Source organism: Xanthomonas sp. NCPPB 3005, from assembly GCF_041228095.2.
Lineage (GTDB): Bacteria > Pseudomonadota > Gammaproteobacteria > Xanthomonadales > Xanthomonadaceae > Xanthomonas_A > Xanthomonas_A bonasiae.
In genome coordinates this window covers 5,508,507-5,525,077 of the sequence record NZ_CP166096.2, presented here as the reverse complement: position 1 = coordinate 5,525,077, position 16,571 = coordinate 5,508,507, and the positions used below count along the sequence as shown (strand labels likewise).

Below are 16,571 nucleotides of genomic sequence, written 5' to 3'. Positions count from 1 at the left end.
GACCGGAGCACCGCATGGACGCGCTGCAGTGGCAACGCCTGTCGCCGTTGCTCGACGAACTGCTGGAGCTGACCCCGGAGGCGCGCGCGGCGCGGCTGGCGCAGCTGCACGCGCAGGATCCGGCCAGCGCCGATGAACTGGTGCGCATGCTGGCGCTGGACGCGGCCGGCTCGGACCTGCTCAGTGAGCCGCTGCTGGCCACCGCCATGGAGTGCCTGTGCGCCGGCAGCCGGATCGGGCCGTATGCGCTGGAACGGCTGCTCGGCGAAGGCGGCATGGGCCAGGTCTGGCTGGCGCAGCGCGCCGACGGGCTGTACCAGCGCCAGGTCGCGCTGAAGCTGCTGCGTCCCGGCTATGCCGATGCCGCGCTGCGCCAGCGCTTCACCCGCGAACGCGAGATCCTGGCGCGGCTGGAGCATCCGCACCTGGCGCGCTTGCTCGACGCCGGCATCGCCAGCGACGGACGCCCGTACCTGGCGCTGGCCTATGTCGAAGGCGAGCCGCTCACCGACTATTGCCAGCGCCTGCACCTGCCGGTGAGCGCGCGGCTGCGGCTGTTCCTGCAGGTGTGCGAGGTGGTCAGCCACGCGCACGCCAACCTGATCGTGCATCGCGACCTGAAGCCGTCCAATATCCTGGTCAACGCCGCAGGCGACGTGCGGCTGCTCGACTTCGGCATCGCCAAGCTGCTCGACACCGAGGCCGACCCTGCGGCCGACGCGCATCCGCGCACCGAGGCGCGCGCGTTCACCCTGCACTACGCCGCGCCGGAGCAGGTGCGCGGCGAACCGATCACCACGCTGACCGATGTGTATTCGCTGGGCGTGGTGCTGTACGAACTGCTCACCGACCAGAAGCCCTATCACCTGCGCCGCAGCAGCGATGCCGAATGGGAGCGCGCGATCCTGGCGGTGGAGGCACCGCGACCGTCGGCGGCGGTGGTGCGCGCGGCGCAGCAGGGACAGCGCGATCCCGCCGAGGCGCGGCGCCTGGCGCGGCGGCTGAGCGGCGATCTGGACAACATCCTGCTCAAGGCGCTGCAGAAGCCGCTGCCGCAGCGCTATTCCTCGGCCGAGGCGTTGGCCCAGGATCTGCGCCGCCATCTGCAGGGGCGGACGGTGCAGGCGCGCCCGCAGGGCGTGGCCTACCGCCTGCAGAAATACCTGCAGCGGCACCGTTGGAGCTTGGTACTCGGCAGCCTGACCGCCGCCGCGCTGCTGGGCGCCGCAGGCGTGGCGCTGTGGCAGGTGCGCGAGGCGCATCGCGAAACCGTGCGCGCGCAGGCGATGCAGGACTTCGTGATCGGCCTGTTCGATCGCGCCGGCAACGCGCAGCGCGGCGACGGCTTCGACCTGCGCGGGCTGCTTGCCAGCGGCGAACAGCGCGGCGAACGCGAACTGCTGCGGCAGCCGCTGGCGCGTGCGGAACTGCAGGGGGTGATCGCGCGCCTGCGCATCGGCCTGGGCGACTATCGCGAAGCCTTGCTGCTGCTGGAACGGCAGCGCGCGCTGCTGGCCACGCAGGACGACGTGCCGCTGGCGCTGCGCCTGGAAGCGGCGGCGCAACATGGGCGTGCGCTGCGCCTGCTGAGCCGTTCGCAGGAGTGCGTGGCGATGCTGCAGCCGCTGGCGGCGCAGGCGCAGGAAGCGCAGGCGCAGCTGCCGCTGCAGGCGGCCGGCTTCTTCTCGCAACTGGGGCGCTGCCGGCGCGTGCTCGGCGAACGCGCATCGGCGCGGGCCTGGTTCGAGCGCGCGCTGGCGCTGCACCGCGACGTGCTCAAGGACCCGGCGGGCATCGTCGAGAGCATGACCGACGTCGCCTCGATGGACAGCGACATCGGCCACACCGACGCGGCGATCGCCGGCTACCTGCAGGCGCTGGCCTTGCTCGACCGCCAGGCCGGCCCGCGGCATCCGCTCAGCGTCAACCTGCTGCGCAGCCTGGGCGTGGCCTATCGCGATCGCGGCGATGTCGACCAGGCCGAGCAGGCGGTGAGCGCGGCGCTGTCGCTGTCGCGCAGCTTGAACGGCGATCGCCATCCGGTCAGCCTCGGGCTGCGGCGCTTGCGGGCGGCGGTGATGATCGACCAGGGCCGTCTCGATATCGCCGAGCGCGAACTGCGCGCCGCGCATGCGCTGACCGTGGAGCGGTTGGGACCGACGCACCGCGACACTGGCATGAGCTGGAGTTCGCTGGCGATGCTGGAACTGGAGCGCGGCCAGGACGCGCAGGCGATCGCCGACATGGCGCGCTCGGTCGCGATCATGCGCGCGCCCGACAGCCAGGCGCTGCTGCCGTACATGCTGCTCAACCAGGGCCTGGCGCTGTCGGCCGCGGGCCGCTACCGCGACGCGCTGGCGCCGCTGTACGAAGCGCGCGCGCGCTGGATCGCGCAGCTCGGCCAGAACAACCCGGCGGTCGGCGACAGCGAGCGGTTGATCGCCGAGGCGCGCGCCGCGCTGGGCGAACCGCGGCAGGCCGATGCGCTGCTGGCGCAGGCGCTGCGCCGCACCGAGAGCGGCTACGGCCCGGCCCATCCGCGCACGCGCGCGGTGCGCGTGGCCTGGGCGCGCAACCTGGGCCGGCTCGGCCGCGACGCGCAGGCGCTGCACGAACTGGAGGCGCAGGCGCGGCAGGGCGGGGACGGCATCGAAAGCCGCAAGCTGCGCTGGCGCGCCCGCGCCTATGCCGCCGAGCTGCATTGCCAACGCCGCGGCGGTGCGGGCGACGGGCGTGGCGAACTGCAGGCGCTGCAGCGCGAACTGGCGCAGGCGCAGCCGCAGGGCGGCACGCTGGTGCACGAGGTGGAGGGGCTGCGTGCGGCGTGCGCCGCGCCGGCGGCGTTGACCGCCGCGCGCTGAGTCCGGTCGCGGCGGCGCCGCGACGCCGGCCGCTCCCGGCACAGTGCCGGCCCCAAGCCGACGGCGGCCCGGCATCGCCGTCCCGAACGGCCGGCGATCGCCGCTACCATGGGCCCACCGCCCTTCGACCCGCCGCGCCGTGCCCGTCCGCCATGTCCTGTTCCTGTGCGCCCGCAACCGGCTGCGCAGCCCGACCGCCGAGCAGCTGTTCGCCGACTGGCCCGGCATCGAGACCGCATCGGCGGGGATCAATGCCGATGCCGAGACCGCGGTGACGCCGGAGCTGCTGGCCTGGGCCGACCTGATCTTCGTGATGGAACGGCGCCACCGCAGCAAGCTGTCGGCTGCGTTCCAGCGGCACCTGAGCGGCAAGCGCGTCGTCTGCCTGGATATTCCCGACGACTACGCGTTCATGGATCCGGTGCTGGTGCGGCGGCTGCAGCAAACGGTGACGCCGCATCTGCCGCGGCGTCATCCGGCGCTCTGAGTGACACGCGGCGTGGGCGCGCGCCGCAGCCCGTCGCCTGAGGTGCCGAGCGCGGCAGCGAGTTTCTCACTTGCCGCGCGGGCGCATGGCACTGCTACGGCTGTGCCAGTGACCCCTGCGGTTCCTCCGCCGCCGCGTCATCGAAGAAGCGGCGGAGCTGTGGCGTCCGCTCGAGGACTTCGCCAGCCGCGACCGAAATCGCCACGACCGTCGCCTTCGCTGGTGCGACAGGGGCAGGTGTTCGAATCGGCCCGTGGCCGAAGCCGTGCGCCCTCCTGCGACAGCCGCGGCCGTGGGATTGCGCCGAGCGGCAAGGACCGCGGCGCGCAGGCGCAACCGATCGGCTGTCGCCGCGGCCGCAGAGTCGCCACAATCGGGCTCCCTTCCTCGATCACAGGTTCGCCATGCGCACCAATACGCAGAATGGACGGCAGCGCCCACGCGCGGCGCTGCTCGCGCTTCTCGGCGCCTGGCCGTTGCTCGCCGCCGCGGCCCCGGCGACCGCGCCTGGCACCGATGCGACGGCGCCGTGGATCATGGACAACGGCGTGGTCCGGCTCACGGTCACGCCGACCCTGGGCGGGCGCGTGCTGGGCTTCCAGCGCAGCGGCGGGCCCAACCTGATCAAGGTCGGCGCTGCGGTGCAGCGCCAGCCGCTGCCGACGGTCAGCGCGGCGGCCAACGATATCCCCTATTTCGGCCACGACGTCTGGGTCGGGCCGCAGAGCGCGTGGTGGCAACACCAGGACGCCAATCCGGCGCGGCGCGCGGCGCATGCGAACTGGCCGCCGGACCCGTACCTGAGCTTCGCCACCACCACCGTCGTCGCGCGCGCGCCGCAGCGCCTGCAGCTGCGCGGCGTGGACAGCCCGGTCAGCGGCGTGCGGCTGCACAAGACCTTCGCGCTGTCGCCGCAGCGCGCCGACAGCGTGCTGCTGCAGGTGCAGGCGCAGAACGTGCGCAAGACCTCGGTGGCCTGGGACCTGTGGTTCAACACCCGGGTGAGCGCGGCCACGCGGGTGCTGGTGCCGGTCGCGGCCGCTGCCGATATCCGCGTGCAGCCCAGCGACGGCGCCGGCTACGCGCCGCCGCAGTACGTGGTGCAGGATGGCCTGATGACCCTGGCGGCCGCGCCGCCGGGCAGCGCCGGACAGCGCGGCAAGCTGCTGCTGCAGCCGTCGGCCGGCTGGATCGCCGCCTTCGCCGGCGGCCAGGCCTGGGTGATCCGCTTCGCCCACCAGCCGCTCGCGCGCATCCATCCCGAGCAGGGCCAGGTCGAGTTCTACCTGGATGCGTCGGCTTCCGATCCGGGCGGTGGCCTGCTGGAAATGGAAGTGCACGCGCCGTACCGGACCCTGGCCCCGGGTCAGACCATGCAGGCCGAGGAGCAATGGACGTTGCTGGACTACGCCGGCGGCGACGACCCGGCGCAGCAGCGCAGTTTCCTGTGCCGGCACGCCGCAGCGCTGGCGTTGAAGGGGGCGTGCGCGACGCCCTAGGGCGCCTCCTCAATCCCCAAGCGGATCGCGCCGCTCTTGTGCGTGGAGGCAAGCAAGGGCGAGACGGCGTGGCGGCGTTCCGCCCGGGCGATGACCTAGCGCCGAAAGCGCACAAACGCGGCCCCGCGGGTTGGAGCCAGGCCGCCAGTCGGCGCCGCGCGGCTTGACCTGACCGCCCGTCAGGCGCTGCGCCATGCAGCACCGGCTGGCGGCCCGACAGACCCAGCGCGCCCTACCCGGGAACCGATGACGCGCCGCCCCAGCTCTCGCGTTTAACGCCGCTTGTCTATGATGGAGGCCCTTTCCGCTTCGATCCGGCCCATGCAACGACGCGATTTCCTCAAGAACGCCGCCGCCGCCTTCGCCGCCATGGGCTTGCCCGCGATGCCGATGCTCGGCCAGGCCGCCCCCGCGGTCGGCCTGCGCCGCCTGGGCAAGCCGCAGCCCTTCGACTACGCCTGGCTCAAGGGCCACGCCCGGGCCATGGCCCAGGCGCCCTACCAGAGCCACAAGCGGGTGCTGCCGGGACCGCTGGAATCGCTGAACTGGGACGAGTACCAGTCGATCCGCTACCGCCAGGATCACGCGCTGTGGGCGGTGGACAACGCTTCGAAGTTCCAGGCCAAGTTCTTCCACCTGGGCCTGTACTTCAAGTCGCCGGTGCACATGTTCGACCTGGTCGACGGGCAGGCGCAGGAACTGGCCTACGACGGCGCCGCGTTCGACTACGGCAGCAGCGGGTTGAAGGGCCAGCATCTGCCCAAGGACCTGGGCTTCGCCGGCTTTCGCCTCAACACCAAGCAGGACACCGATCGCGACTTCGCCGCGTTCCTCGGCGCCAGCTATTTCCGCGCGGTGGGCAAGGAAGGCCAGTACGGCCAGTCCGCGCGCGGCCTGGCGATCGATACCGGCACCGGCGGGCCGGAGGAATTCCCGGACTTCATCGCCTACTGGCTGGAGCAGCCCAAGGCCGGTTCGGACACGGTGGTGGTGTACGCGCTGCTGGATTCGCCGAGCGTGGCCGGCGCCTACCGCTTCGCGATCACCAACGGCGACGTGCTGCTGATGGACATCGACAGCGCGCTGTATCCGCGCAAGACCATCGAGCGGCTGGGCCTGGGGCCGTGCACCAGCATGTACCAGGTCGGCGAGAACGACCGCCGCATGGACTGGGACTGGCGCCCGGAGATCCACGACACCGACGGCCTGGCGATGTGGACCGGCGGCGGCGAATGGATCTGGCGGCCGCTGTGCAATCCGCCGCAGCTGCGCTTCAACATGTTCGTCGACGAGAACCCGCGCGGCTTCGGCCTGCTGCAGCGCGACCGCAACTTCGACCACTACCACGACGACGGCGTGTACTACGAGAAGCGCCCGTGCCTGTGGGTGGAACCGAAGCAGGGCTGGGGCAAGGGTTCGGTGCAGCTGGTGGAGATTCCCACCGTCGACGAGACCTTCGACAACATCGTCGCGTTCTGGAATCCGCAGGACAAGCCGCAGCCCGGGCAGGAGCTGCTGTTCGGCTACCGGCTGTACTGGGGCGCGCAGCCGCCGGCGTCCTCGCCGCTGGCGCAGTGCGTGGCCACGCGCACCGGTCTGGGCGGCGTGGTCGGGCAGAAGCGCAGCCATTTCTCGTGGCGCTTCGCGGTGGACTTCGTCGGCGGCGAGCTGGCCAGGCTCGGCAAGGACAAGGACGCCAAGGTCGAGGCGGTGCTGCAGCTGAGCCGCGGCAGCACCGAGATCGTCTCGGCGCGGCCGCTGCACGAGCTCTCCGGCTACCGCGCGATGTTCGACGTGGTGCCGCCGGATGAGGGCACGCAGCAGATCGACATCCGCCTGTTCCTGCGCTCTGGCGACACGCCGTTGACCGAGACCTGGCTGTACCAGTGGACCCCGCCGCCGGCGGCCGAGCGCAAGCTGTATTGAGTGCGGCCGAGCGCTGCCGCGTTATGCGCGGCAGCGCCTGGCTGCTTGCAGTATCTGACCTTGTTCGTCGCGGCTGAAGCCGCTCCTACAGTGGCGCGCGGCCAGCGGGCCGGGTGCACTGTGGGAGGGACTTCAGTCCCGACGCGCGACGTGTCCGGCTTCGCGCGGCTGCCGCAGACTCAAGGCTTGGCCGGTTCCTGCGGTTTCGGCGCGGTTTCCTGGGTGATGTCCTCGACATCGCCGATATCCACGCGGCCCGGCGTGCGGCCGTCCCAGACCCGGTCCTGCAACTTCCAGTACGCCGCCGGTTCCCAGAATTCCTTGGCGTAGAACACTTCCGGATCGATGCTGCCGCCGCGCGGACCGTTGATCTGCAGGGCGGAGGCACCGGAGTGGCCGAGCATGCTGCCGGTACTGCGCCCGGCTTCGCGGCGCAGCACCGCTTCCTGGCGCGGCTTGGCGACCGTATCGCCATATGTGGCCAGCATCTTCTTGTCCTGCTTGATCGCGCGCTGCCGCTCTTCGGGCGTCAGCTGGTTCCAGTACTCCATCTTGCGCGTGGTGAAGGCGTCGTAGCCGCGCTCGGAGGCCAGCGCCATCCACAGGAAGCCCATTGCGCGATCTTGCGCGCCGCCCTGGCCTTCCCAGTACATCTCGCCCAGGCGCGCCTGCGACGGCTTGTCGGCATAGCGCGCGGCGAGCTGGTAGTTCTTCCTGGCCTCGGCGAACTCGCCCTTCTTGTCGGCACGGATACCGGCGCGGCGATAGAACAGGTCCAGGTGCGCCTCGAGGAAGCCGTCGGTCATCACCTGCGCCGGAATGTCGTCGAACGTACGCGCGTTGTCGGCGGCGCCAGCCGGGCCGGACAGCGCCAGCGCAACCGCAATGGCCAGCGCGGTGCAGCCGCCGACGGCATATCCCTTGAACCGATGCATAGAACTCTTCCCGTGAGTGCGATCGCCGACGATTCTAAATGGGCGTTGCAGCCGCGATCCATAGACTGATGGCCTATGCGGCCGAGGGCCGTTGCGCAGTTTTCAACCGACGTTCATGGTGGGTGTCACGCCGACTGCAGCCGAACAGGGACGGCGGATGGACGCACCAAGGCAGTGCAGAGCGCTTGCGCGACGTTCTCCTGCCCATGCGGCTGAACCGCGAAAGGCGGTATCGCCTCCGGCTTACACAGTCTGGCTTACACAGTCTTTCGTCTGGCGCCGCAGCCGTCAGCCCGGCGCGGCGGATGGACTACCGTTGCAACGCGATCTGCAACGGATCGATACGGCCCTCGCCGCGCATGATCTTCTTGAACTCGGCGCGGCTCACCGACACGTAGCGTTCGTTGCCGCCGATCTCCACCTGCGGGCCGTCCTGCACGGCGTGGCCGTCGGCGTCCACGCGCACGGTCATCGTCGCCTTGCTGCCGGTGTGGCAGATGGTCTTGATCTCCTGCAGCTCGTCGGCCCAGGCCAGCAGGTACTGGCTGCCCTCGAACAGCTCGCCGCGGAAATCGGTGCGCAGGCCGTAGCACAGCACCGGGATGCGCAGCCGGTCGACCACCTCGCTGAGCTGCCAGACCTGCGCGCGGCTGAGGAACTGCGCCTCGTCCACCAGCACGCAATGCAGCGCGCCGTCGCGGGCGATGTCGTCCTGCAGCAGCGCCAGCAGGTCGGTGTCCGGCACGAAGGTGCTGCCGTCTGCGCGCAGGCCGATGCGCGAGGCCACCACGCCGCTGCCGTCGCGGTGGTCCAGGCGCGGAGTCAGGATCGCGGTGCGCATGCCGCGCTCGCGATAGTTGTGCGCCGACTGCAGCAGCGTCGTGGTCTTGCCGGCGTTCATCGCCGAATAGTAGAAGTACAGTTTGGCCATGGCCCGATTCTAGCGCGGCGGACAACTCCGTCGCAGGCCGGATGCGCCCGGGAAAACCCGTTCAGCGCCCCGCGCAGCGGCGCGGTCCTCGCCGCCGGCCGCGCCCGCTACAATGCGCGGCCCAGGGAAGTCTTCATGCACGGTCTCAATCCCCCCCAACGCGCCGCGGTGCTGCATTGCGAAGGCCCGTTGCTGGTGCTGGCCGGCGCCGGCAGCGGCAAGACCCGCGTGATCGTGGAAAAGATCGCGCACCTGATCGCCACCGGCCGCTACCCGGCCAAGCGCATCGCCGCGATCACCTTCACCAACAAGTCGGCCAAGGAAATGCGCGAGCGCGTGGCCAAGCGCATCCGCGGCGATGCCGCCGACGGCCTGACCATCTGCACCTTCCACGCGCTGGGGCTGAAGTTCCTGCAGATCGAGCACGCCGCGGTGGGCCTGAAGCGCGGCTTCTCGATCTTCGACGCCGACGATGCCGCCGCGCAGATCAAGGACCTGATGCACGGCGCCAAGCCCGATGCGATCGACGACGCCAAGAACCTGATCTCGCGCGCCAAGAACGCCGGGCTGTCGCCGGAGCAGGCGATGGCCGCGGCGCGCAGCAATCGCGAGCAGGAAGCGGCCAGCCTGTACGAGCGCTACCAGGCGCGGCTGAGCACGTTCAACGCGGTGGACTTCGACGACCTGATCCGCCTGCCGGTGCAGGTGCTGGAGGAGAACGAGGACATCGTCATGGCCTGGCGCGAGCGCATCGGCTACCTGCTGGTGGACGAGAGCCAGGACACCAACGACGCGCAATACCGGCTGCTGAAGATGCTGGCCGGCCCGCGCGGCAATTTCACCTGCGTGGGCGACGACGACCAGAGCATCTACGCCTGGCGCGGCGCCAATCCGGAAAACCTGATGCAGATGGGGCGCGACTATCCGGCGCTGCAGATCGTCAAGCTGGAGCAGAACTACCGCTGCTCCAACCGCGTGCTGCGCGCGGCCAATGCGCTGATCGCGCACAACCCGCACGAGCACCTGAAGACCCTGTGGAGCGACCAGGCCGACGGCGAGCGCATCCGCGTATGGGAATGCCGCGACAGCGAGCACGAGGCGGAGAAGGTCGCCGCCGAGATCGCCTACCTGGGCACCGCCAAGCAGGTGCCGTGGAGCGATTTCTGCATCCTGTTCCGCGGCAACTTCCAGTCGCGGCCGCTGGAAAAGGCCTTGCAGATCGCCGGCGTGCCGTACCACATCACCGGCGGCACGGCGTTCCTGGAGCGGCAGGAAGTGAAGGACGTGCTGTCGTGGCTGCGGCTGCTGGTCAATCCGGACGACGATGCCGCGTTCCTGCGCGCGGTGCAGGCGCCCAAGCGCGAGGTCGGTGCGACCTCGCTGGCCAAGCTGGCCGAACTGGCATCGGCGAAGAACCTGCCGATGTCGCGCGCGGCCGAGTCGATGGGCGCGCTGCAGCAGTTGCCGCCGCGCGCGGCCAACGGCCTGAGCGATTTCGTCGACGTCCTGCACGAGTTGCGCACCGCCTCGCTGACCCTGTCCTCGGCCGACGTGGTGCGCCAGCTCGCCGAGCAGTCGGGACTGATCCGCGAACTGCGCAGCCAGTGCAAGGACGAAACCACGTTCCAGCGCCGCCGCAGCAACCTGGAAGAACTCGCCAAGTGGTTCGAGGGCGGCCCGCGTGGGGCCACCGTCGGCGACCTGGCCGCGCAGCTGGCGCTGCTGTCGCGCAACGACAAGGACGACGGCGGCAACCAGGTGCGGATGATGACGATGCACGCGTCCAAGGGCCTGGAGTTCCGCTACGTGTTCATCGTCGGCTGCGAGGACGGCGTGCTGCCGCACGAGGTCAGCCTGGAGGAGGGCAACCTGCAGGAAGAGCGGCGCCTGCTGTACGTGGGCATCACCCGCGCCAAGGAGCAGCTGTGGATGAGCTACAGCAAGCTGACCCGCAAGTTCGGCGAACACATCCGGCTCAAGCCCAGCCGCTTCTTCGACGAGATCCCGGCCGAGGAGATGCAGCGCGACGGCGCCGACCCGGTGGCCGACGCCGAGCGCAAGAAGGAGCGCGCCAATGCCGGGCTGGCGGCGATCCAGGCGTTGTTCGATTGAAGGCCGGGATTCGGGAGTGGGGATTCGTAACGGCGGTTGTGCGCAGCAGTGTACGTGGCAGGCCTGCGTGAAGTGATTTCCCTTCTCCCCTCGGGAGAAGGTGCCCCGAAGGGGCGGATGAGGGTACGGGCGCAGCCTGGTGCATCCAACTCCGCGAGTCGCTTTCGCGCCGGACCCTCACCCCAACCCCTCTCCCGAGGGGAGAGGGGCTCGACGCGGTGCTCGTACATGGCCAGCCTGGTGCGCTGTAGGAGGGGCTTCAGCCCCGACGCTTTTTTCTCAGCATTGCGGAATTGCAGCTTCGCGCGTCGCGGCTGAAGCCGCTCCCACAAAAAAGAAGAGGCTGCTTTCGCAGCCCCTACCTGCAGCAGTCCGCTGCCCTGCTTACGACGACAGGTGCTCGATCGCGGCGACGCTGCCGAGGCGGTCGCCCAGGCGCTTGAGCAGCGCCAGGCGGTTGCCGCGGATCGCCGGGTCGTCGACGTTGACCATCACCCCGTCGAAGAACGCGTCCACCTGCGGCCGCAGCCGCGCCAGGAAGTTCAGCACGGTGACGTAATCGTGCTGGCGCAAGGCGCCGTCGGTTTCCACGATCGCCGCTTCCACCGCCTCGGCCAGTGCGCTTTCGGCCGGCTCGCGCAGCAGGGTCGGGTCGATCCGCGCGGGAATCGCGCCCTCGGCCTTGCGCAGGATGTTGCGGATGCGCTTGTTGGCCGCGGCCAGCGCCTCGGCCTCCGGCAGCGTGGCGAAGATGCCGATCGCGTCGATGCGGCGGTCGAAGTCGTAGAGCGATCCGTGCGTGGCGGTCGCGGCTGAAGCCGCTCCTACAGAAGCTGCGCTTCCTTCAACCCCGCCCGAGAACAAGGCCGCCACCGCGTTGAAATGCGTCGCCGGCACGCCCTTGTCGGCGTAGTAGCCACGCAGGCGGTCGAGGATGAAGTCGAACAGTTCCGCTACGGTCGGGGCAGCCTCCAGGAAGGTCACCGTCTGACCCTGCTGGCTGAAATGCTCCTTCAGGAAGCCGGCGACGAAGCTGTTTCCCTGCGTGCCATCGCCACTGACGGGAATTGCGCTTGGCTGACTGGCGGCGGCGTCCTTCTTCGTGCCGTGCGCAGCGACCGCCAAAAGCGTCTGCAGCGTCGCGCTAGCGAGCAGATCGCGCAGACTCACATCAAACCCACTCTCGATCACCGTCCGCGCCAACCCCAGCGCATTGCGCCGCAGCGCGAACGGATCCTTGTTGCCGGTCGGCTTCAACCCCGCGGCGAAGCCGCCGGCCAGGGTGTCGAGGCGCTCGGCGATGGCCAGCACCTTGCCCAGTGGCGACAGCGCGATGTCGTCGCCGGCGAAGCGCGGCTGGTAGGCCTCGTCGATCGCCAGCGCGATCTCGCCCGGCTCGCCGGCGGCCTTGGCATAGTGGCGCCCGGCGATGCCCTGCAGTTCGGGGAATTCGTTGACCATGCGCGACTGCAGGTCGTTCTTGCTCAGTTCGGCGGCGCGGCGCGCCTGCGCGGCGTCCACGCCGACCAGCGGCGCGATCGCTTCGGCCAACGCGGCCACGCGCTGCACCTTGTCGGCGATGCTGCCGAGCTTGGCCTGGTAGGTCACGCTGGCCAGGCCCGCGCCCATCGCCTCGAGACCCTGCTTGAGGTCCTCGTCGAAGAAGAACTTGGCGTCGGCGAAGCGCGGGCGGATCACCCGCTCATAGCCCTTGGCCACTTCGGCCACGTCGCGCGAGACGATGTTGGCGATGCCGATGAAGTGTTCGGTCAGCTTGCCGCCGGCGTCGAGCACCGGGAAGAACTTCTGGTTGCTCTCCATCGTCTCGATCAGCGCTTCCTGCGGTACCGCCAGGAATGCCGGTTCGAAATGGCACAGCACCGCCGACGGCCATTCGACCAGGTTCACCACCTGCTCCAGGTTGTCGTCGGAAATGCGCGCGCTGCCGCCGGCCTGGCACGCGGCCTGCTCGACCTCGGCGACGATGCGCGCGCGGCGCGCATCCGGGTCCACCAGCACCTGCGCCGCTTCCAGCGCGGCCACGTAGTCGCCCGGCTCGGCCAGCGTGACCGGCGCGTCGTGCAGGAAGCGGTGGCCGCGGCTGACGCGGTCGGCCTGCACGCCGAACAGCTGCACCGGCACCACGTCGTTGCCGAACAGCAGCACCAGCCAGTGCACCGGCCGCGCGAAGCCGTAGTCGTGGTCGCCCCAGCGCATCGGCTTGGGGATCGGCATCGCCGCGATCGCCTCGCGCAGGATCTCCGGCAGCAGCGCGGCGGTCTGCGCGCCCGGGGTCACCGCACGGTGCACGAAGCGCTCGCCCTTGGCGTCGCTGGTGCGCTCCAGCGCGGTCCAGTCGATGCCGGCCTTGGCGGCGAAGCCGGCCAGCGCCTTGGTCGGCTGGCCGTCGGCGTCCAGGGCGATGTTGAGATAGGGGCCGAGCACTTCCGAGCGCTGCTCCGGCTGTTCGGCGGCCACGCCCGGCAGCAGCACCGCCAGCCGCCGCGGGGTGGACAGCGGCTTGGCGTCGCCGCGTTCGACCGCGATGCCGCGCTTCTCCAGCCCGGCGATCACGCCGTCGAACAGGGCCTGCGCCAGGCCCGGCAGCGCCTTGACCGGCAGTTCCTCGGTACCCAGTTCGATCAGCAGGGGATGTAGTGCGCTCATGTGTCAGACCTTGCTAGCGGTTCCCTTCTCCCTGCGGGAGAAGGTGCCCCGAAGGGGCGGATGAGGGTACGGCGGAGCCTGTGGAAGTTCAGGTCTGAAGGGCTTCGCCCTGGACCCTCACCCCAACCCCTCTCCCGGTGGGAGAGGGGCTCTATGGCCTCAGCGCTTCACGCCGGGGAAGCCCAGCTTCTCGCGTTGCGCGTGGTAGGCCTTGGCCACCGCCTGCGCCAGCGCGCGCACGCGCAGGATGTAGCGCTGGCGTTCGGTCACCGAGATCGCGCGGCGCGCGTCGAGCAGGTTGAAGGCGTGGCTGGCCTTGGTCACCTGCTCGTAGGCCGGCAGCGGCAGGCCGAGTTCGACCAGGCGCTGCGCCTCGCGCTCGCAGGCGTCGAAGCGGTGGAACAGCTCGGCCACGTCGGCGTGCTCGAAGTTGTACGCGCTCTGCTCCACCTCGTTCTGGTGGTAGACGTCGCCGTAGGTCACCGGCGCGCCGTCCGGGCCGTAGGTCCACACCAGGTCGTAGACGTTGTCGCAGTTCTGCAGGTACATGCACAGCCGTTCCAGGCCGTAGGTGATCTCGCCCAGCACCGGCTTGCACTCCAGTCCGCCGGCCTGCTGGAAGTAGGTGAACTGGGTGACCTCCATGCCGTTGAGCCACACCTCCCAGCCCAGCCCCCAGGCGCCGAGCGTCGGCGATTCCCAGTTGTCCTCGACGAAGCGCAGGTCGTGCACCAGCGGATCGATGCCCAGCGCCTGCAGCGAATCCAGATACAGCTGCTGGATGTTGTCCGGGTTCGGCTTCATCGCCACCTGGTACTGGTAGTAGCGCTGCAGGCGGTTCGGGTTCTCGCCGTAGCGGCCGTCGGTGGGACGGCGGCAGGGTTGCACGTAGGCCGCGTTCCACGGCTCCGGCCCGAGCGCGCGCAGGAACGTGGCCGGGTGGAAGGTGCCGGCGCCCACTTCCAGGTCCAGCGGTTGGATCAGCACGCAGCCGTGCTGCGCCCAGAACTGGTTGAGGGTCTGGATCAGACCCTGGAACGTGATCGGAACGGACCGGGAGACGGGCATGCAGCAAAGGCCGGCAAAGGGGGTGCGCTAGTATAGCGACCGACTTGCGGGGACTTCCGCGCACCGGACCTGACCATGGATTCGCGACCTGCCGCGCAGCCGCCCGCCGTGCCTGTACCCGCCACCGTGTCGCTGCCGCCCGGGCGCCTGAATTTCGAACGCGTGGCCGCCGCGCTGCTCGCCGACGGTCTGGTCGCGCCGGCCGAGCGCGGCCGCATGCAGTTCTCGGTGCAGTCCGCGCGCACCGTCAGCGACGTGCACCCGCTGGTGCTGCTGTCCAACCTGAAACTGGCCGCCACCCGTCCGCCGGGCAGCGAGCTGGGCCTGGAACGGCTGACCGAATGGCTGGCGCAGCGCTGCGGCCTGCGCTACCTGCGCATCGACCCGACCCGGGTCGACGTGGCCGCGGTCACCGCCGTGGTCTCGCACGCCTACGCGCGCCGCCACCGCATCCTGCCGCTGGCGCTGGACGCCGAGCGCCTGCTGGTGGCGACCAGCGAGCCGCTGGCGCTGGACTGGCTGGGCGACGTGCAGCACCTGGCGCGGCGCCGGATCGAGATCGCGGTGGTCAACCCGCTGGACCTGCACCGCTACACGATGGAATTCTTCGGCGTGACCCGCTCGGTGCGCGGCGCCAAGGACGGGCGCAACGAGCAGAGCAGCGGCCTGCCCAGCTTCGAGCAGCTGGTGGAACTGGGCCGCGGCGGCGACGTCAACGCCGACGACCACCACATCGTGCACATCGTCGACTGGCTGCTGCAGTACGCCTACGAGCAGCGCGCCAGCGACATCCACCTGGAGCCGCGGCGCGAAGCCGGGCGCATGCGCTTCCGCATCGACGGCGTGCTGCACAAGGTGCTGGAAGTGCCGCCGGCGGTGATGACCGCCATCGTCAGCCGGATCAAGGTGCTCGGACGCATGGACCTGGCCGAGCGCCGGCGCCCGCAGGACGGGCGCATCAAGACCCGCTCGCCGGGCGGGCGCGAGACCGAGATGCGCCTGTCGACCATGCCCACCGCGTTCGGCGAGAAGTGCGTGATGCGCATCTTCGACCCGGACGCGGCGTTCAAGAGCGTGGACCAGCTCGGCTTCAGCGCGCAGGAGGCGGCCGGCTGGGCGGCGCTGGTCGAACGCCCGCACGGCATCGTGCTGGTCACCGGCCCGACCGGCTCGGGCAAGACCACCACGCTGTACTCCACGCTCAAGCGCCTGGCCACGCCGGACGTGAACGTGTGCAGCGTCGAGGACCCGATCGAGATGATCGCGCCGGAGTTCAACCAGATGCAGGTGCAGACCAACATCGACCTGGACTTCGCCAGCGGCGTGCGCACCCTGCTGCGGCAGGACCCGGACATCATCATGATCGGCGAGATCCGCGACCTGGAAACCGCGCAGATGGCGGTGCAGGCCTCGCTGACCGGGCACCTGGTGCTGTCCACCCTGCATACCAACGACGCGCCCTCGGCGATCACCCGCCTGCTCGACCTGGGCGTGCCGCACTACCTGGTCGCCTCCACCCTCAACGGCGTGCTGGCGCAGCGCCTGGTGCGCACGCTGTGCACGCACTGCAAGCGCCCGCACACGCTCAGCGACATCGAATGGGACGCGCTGCGCGAGCCGGGCGAAGCGCTGCCGGACGACGTGCAGGTCCACGCCCCGGTCGGCTGCCTGGAATGCCGCCGCACCGGCTACCTGGGCCGGGTCGGCCTGTACGAACTGCTGCCGGTGACGCCGCGCCTGCGCGCGCTGATCCGCGCCGACATGGCCCTGGCCGGCTTCAGCCGCGCCGCGCAGGCCGAGGGCGTGCGCAGCCTGCGCCGCGCCGGCCTGGAAAAAGTCGCCGCCGGCCTCACCACCATCGAGGAAGTGCTGTCGGTGCTGCCGCCGCGCGAGTGAGCGTAATGCGTGTGCGGTGACGCGCACGCGCGCGGAGGCCGGCGTCAGCGAACACGGCCCAACATGTCGGCAGCAGATGCACGACCCAGCGTCGTCTCGCAGCGCTGCGCCAGCCGATCGGTTCGCGCCTTGACCGCGTTGTGTCGGCAGGATGCCCGCGCCCGACGCGGTTTGCGCTGCATTCGAATT

The 16,571-nt window shown here is 70.3% G+C and carries 10 protein-coding genes and 1 pseudogene; 6 read left to right on the top strand and 5 right to left on the bottom strand.

The annotated features are described in order from the left end of the window. The first annotated feature begins 14 nt into the window (after nt 1-14). The 4 genes from AB8810_RS23825 (at nt 15) to AB8810_RS23810 (ending at nt 6,773) form a co-directional block, all read left to right on the top strand. Nucleotides 15-2,861, top strand: a complete 2,847-nt coding sequence (locus AB8810_RS23825; protein WP_369915122.1) for a protein kinase — start codon at nt 15-17, stop codon at nt 2,859-2,861. A 139-nt stretch (nt 2,862-3,000) separates the two neighbouring features. After that, nucleotides 3,001-3,348 (top strand): low molecular weight protein tyrosine phosphatase family protein, encoded by a 348-nt coding sequence (locus AB8810_RS23820; protein WP_369915121.1) that lies wholly within the window; start codon nt 3,001-3,003, stop codon nt 3,346-3,348. Between the two features lie 536 nt (nt 3,349-3,884). Then, nucleotides 3,885-4,847, top strand: coding sequence for a DUF4380 domain-containing protein (locus AB8810_RS23815; RefSeq protein WP_369916717.1), 963 nt, complete (start codon nt 3,885-3,887; stop codon nt 4,845-4,847). Between the two features lie 321 nt (nt 4,848-5,168). Further along, entirely contained in the window at nt 5,169-6,773 is a 1,605-nt protein-coding gene (locus AB8810_RS23810) for a glucan biosynthesis protein (protein ID WP_369915119.1), read from the top strand. A 179-nt stretch (nt 6,774-6,952) separates the two neighbouring features. Here the strand turns inward: AB8810_RS23810 and AB8810_RS23805 are convergent, their stop codons facing one another. Together AB8810_RS23805 and AB8810_RS23800 are read right to left on the bottom strand one after the other, a co-directional pair. Next, nucleotides 6,953-7,708, bottom strand: a complete 756-nt coding sequence (locus AB8810_RS23805) for a sel1 repeat family protein (RefSeq protein ID WP_369915117.1) — start codon at nt 7,706-7,708, stop codon at nt 6,953-6,955. 310 nt (nt 7,709-8,018) lie between these two features. Further along, nucleotides 8,019-8,639, bottom strand: a complete 621-nt coding sequence (locus AB8810_RS23800; RefSeq protein ID WP_179570199.1) for a thymidine kinase — start codon at nt 8,637-8,639, stop codon at nt 8,019-8,021. Between the two features lie 135 nt (nt 8,640-8,774). On the opposite strand from AB8810_RS23800, the gene rep reads away from it, so the two are divergent. Further along, nucleotides 8,775-10,751, top strand: coding sequence for a DNA helicase Rep (rep, locus tag AB8810_RS23795; RefSeq protein ID WP_179570198.1), 1,977 nt, complete (start codon nt 8,775-8,777; stop codon nt 10,749-10,751). A gap of 384 nt (nt 10,752-11,135) precedes the next feature. Here the strand turns inward: rep and AB8810_RS23790 are convergent, their stop codons facing one another. From AB8810_RS23790 to glyQ, 3 genes and pseudogenes are all read right to left on the bottom strand, one after another. After that, nucleotides 11,136-11,624, bottom strand: coding sequence for a DALR anticodon-binding domain-containing protein (locus tag AB8810_RS23790; RefSeq protein WP_369916716.1), 489 nt, complete (start codon nt 11,622-11,624; stop codon nt 11,136-11,138). 54 nt (nt 11,625-11,678) lie between these two features. After that, nucleotides 11,679-13,418 (bottom strand): annotated as a pseudogene (gene glyS / locus AB8810_RS23785) (glycine--tRNA ligase subunit beta); the annotation flags it as partial. 159 nt (nt 13,419-13,577) lie between these two features. Then, the gene (gene glyQ / locus AB8810_RS23780) at nt 13,578-14,486 is read right to left on the bottom strand and encodes a glycine--tRNA ligase subunit alpha (RefSeq protein ID WP_003469925.1); all 909 of its coding nucleotides are present in this window, start codon (nt 14,484-14,486) and stop codon (nt 13,578-13,580) included. Between the two features lie 75 nt (nt 14,487-14,561). On the opposite strand from glyQ, the gene AB8810_RS23775 reads away from it, so the two are divergent. Next, a complete protein-coding gene (locus AB8810_RS23775) occupies nt 14,562-16,382 on the top strand; it encodes a GspE/PulE family protein (RefSeq protein WP_369915116.1) in 1,821 nt (606 codons plus the stop codon). The last annotated feature ends 189 nt before the right edge of the window (nt 16,383-16,571 follow it).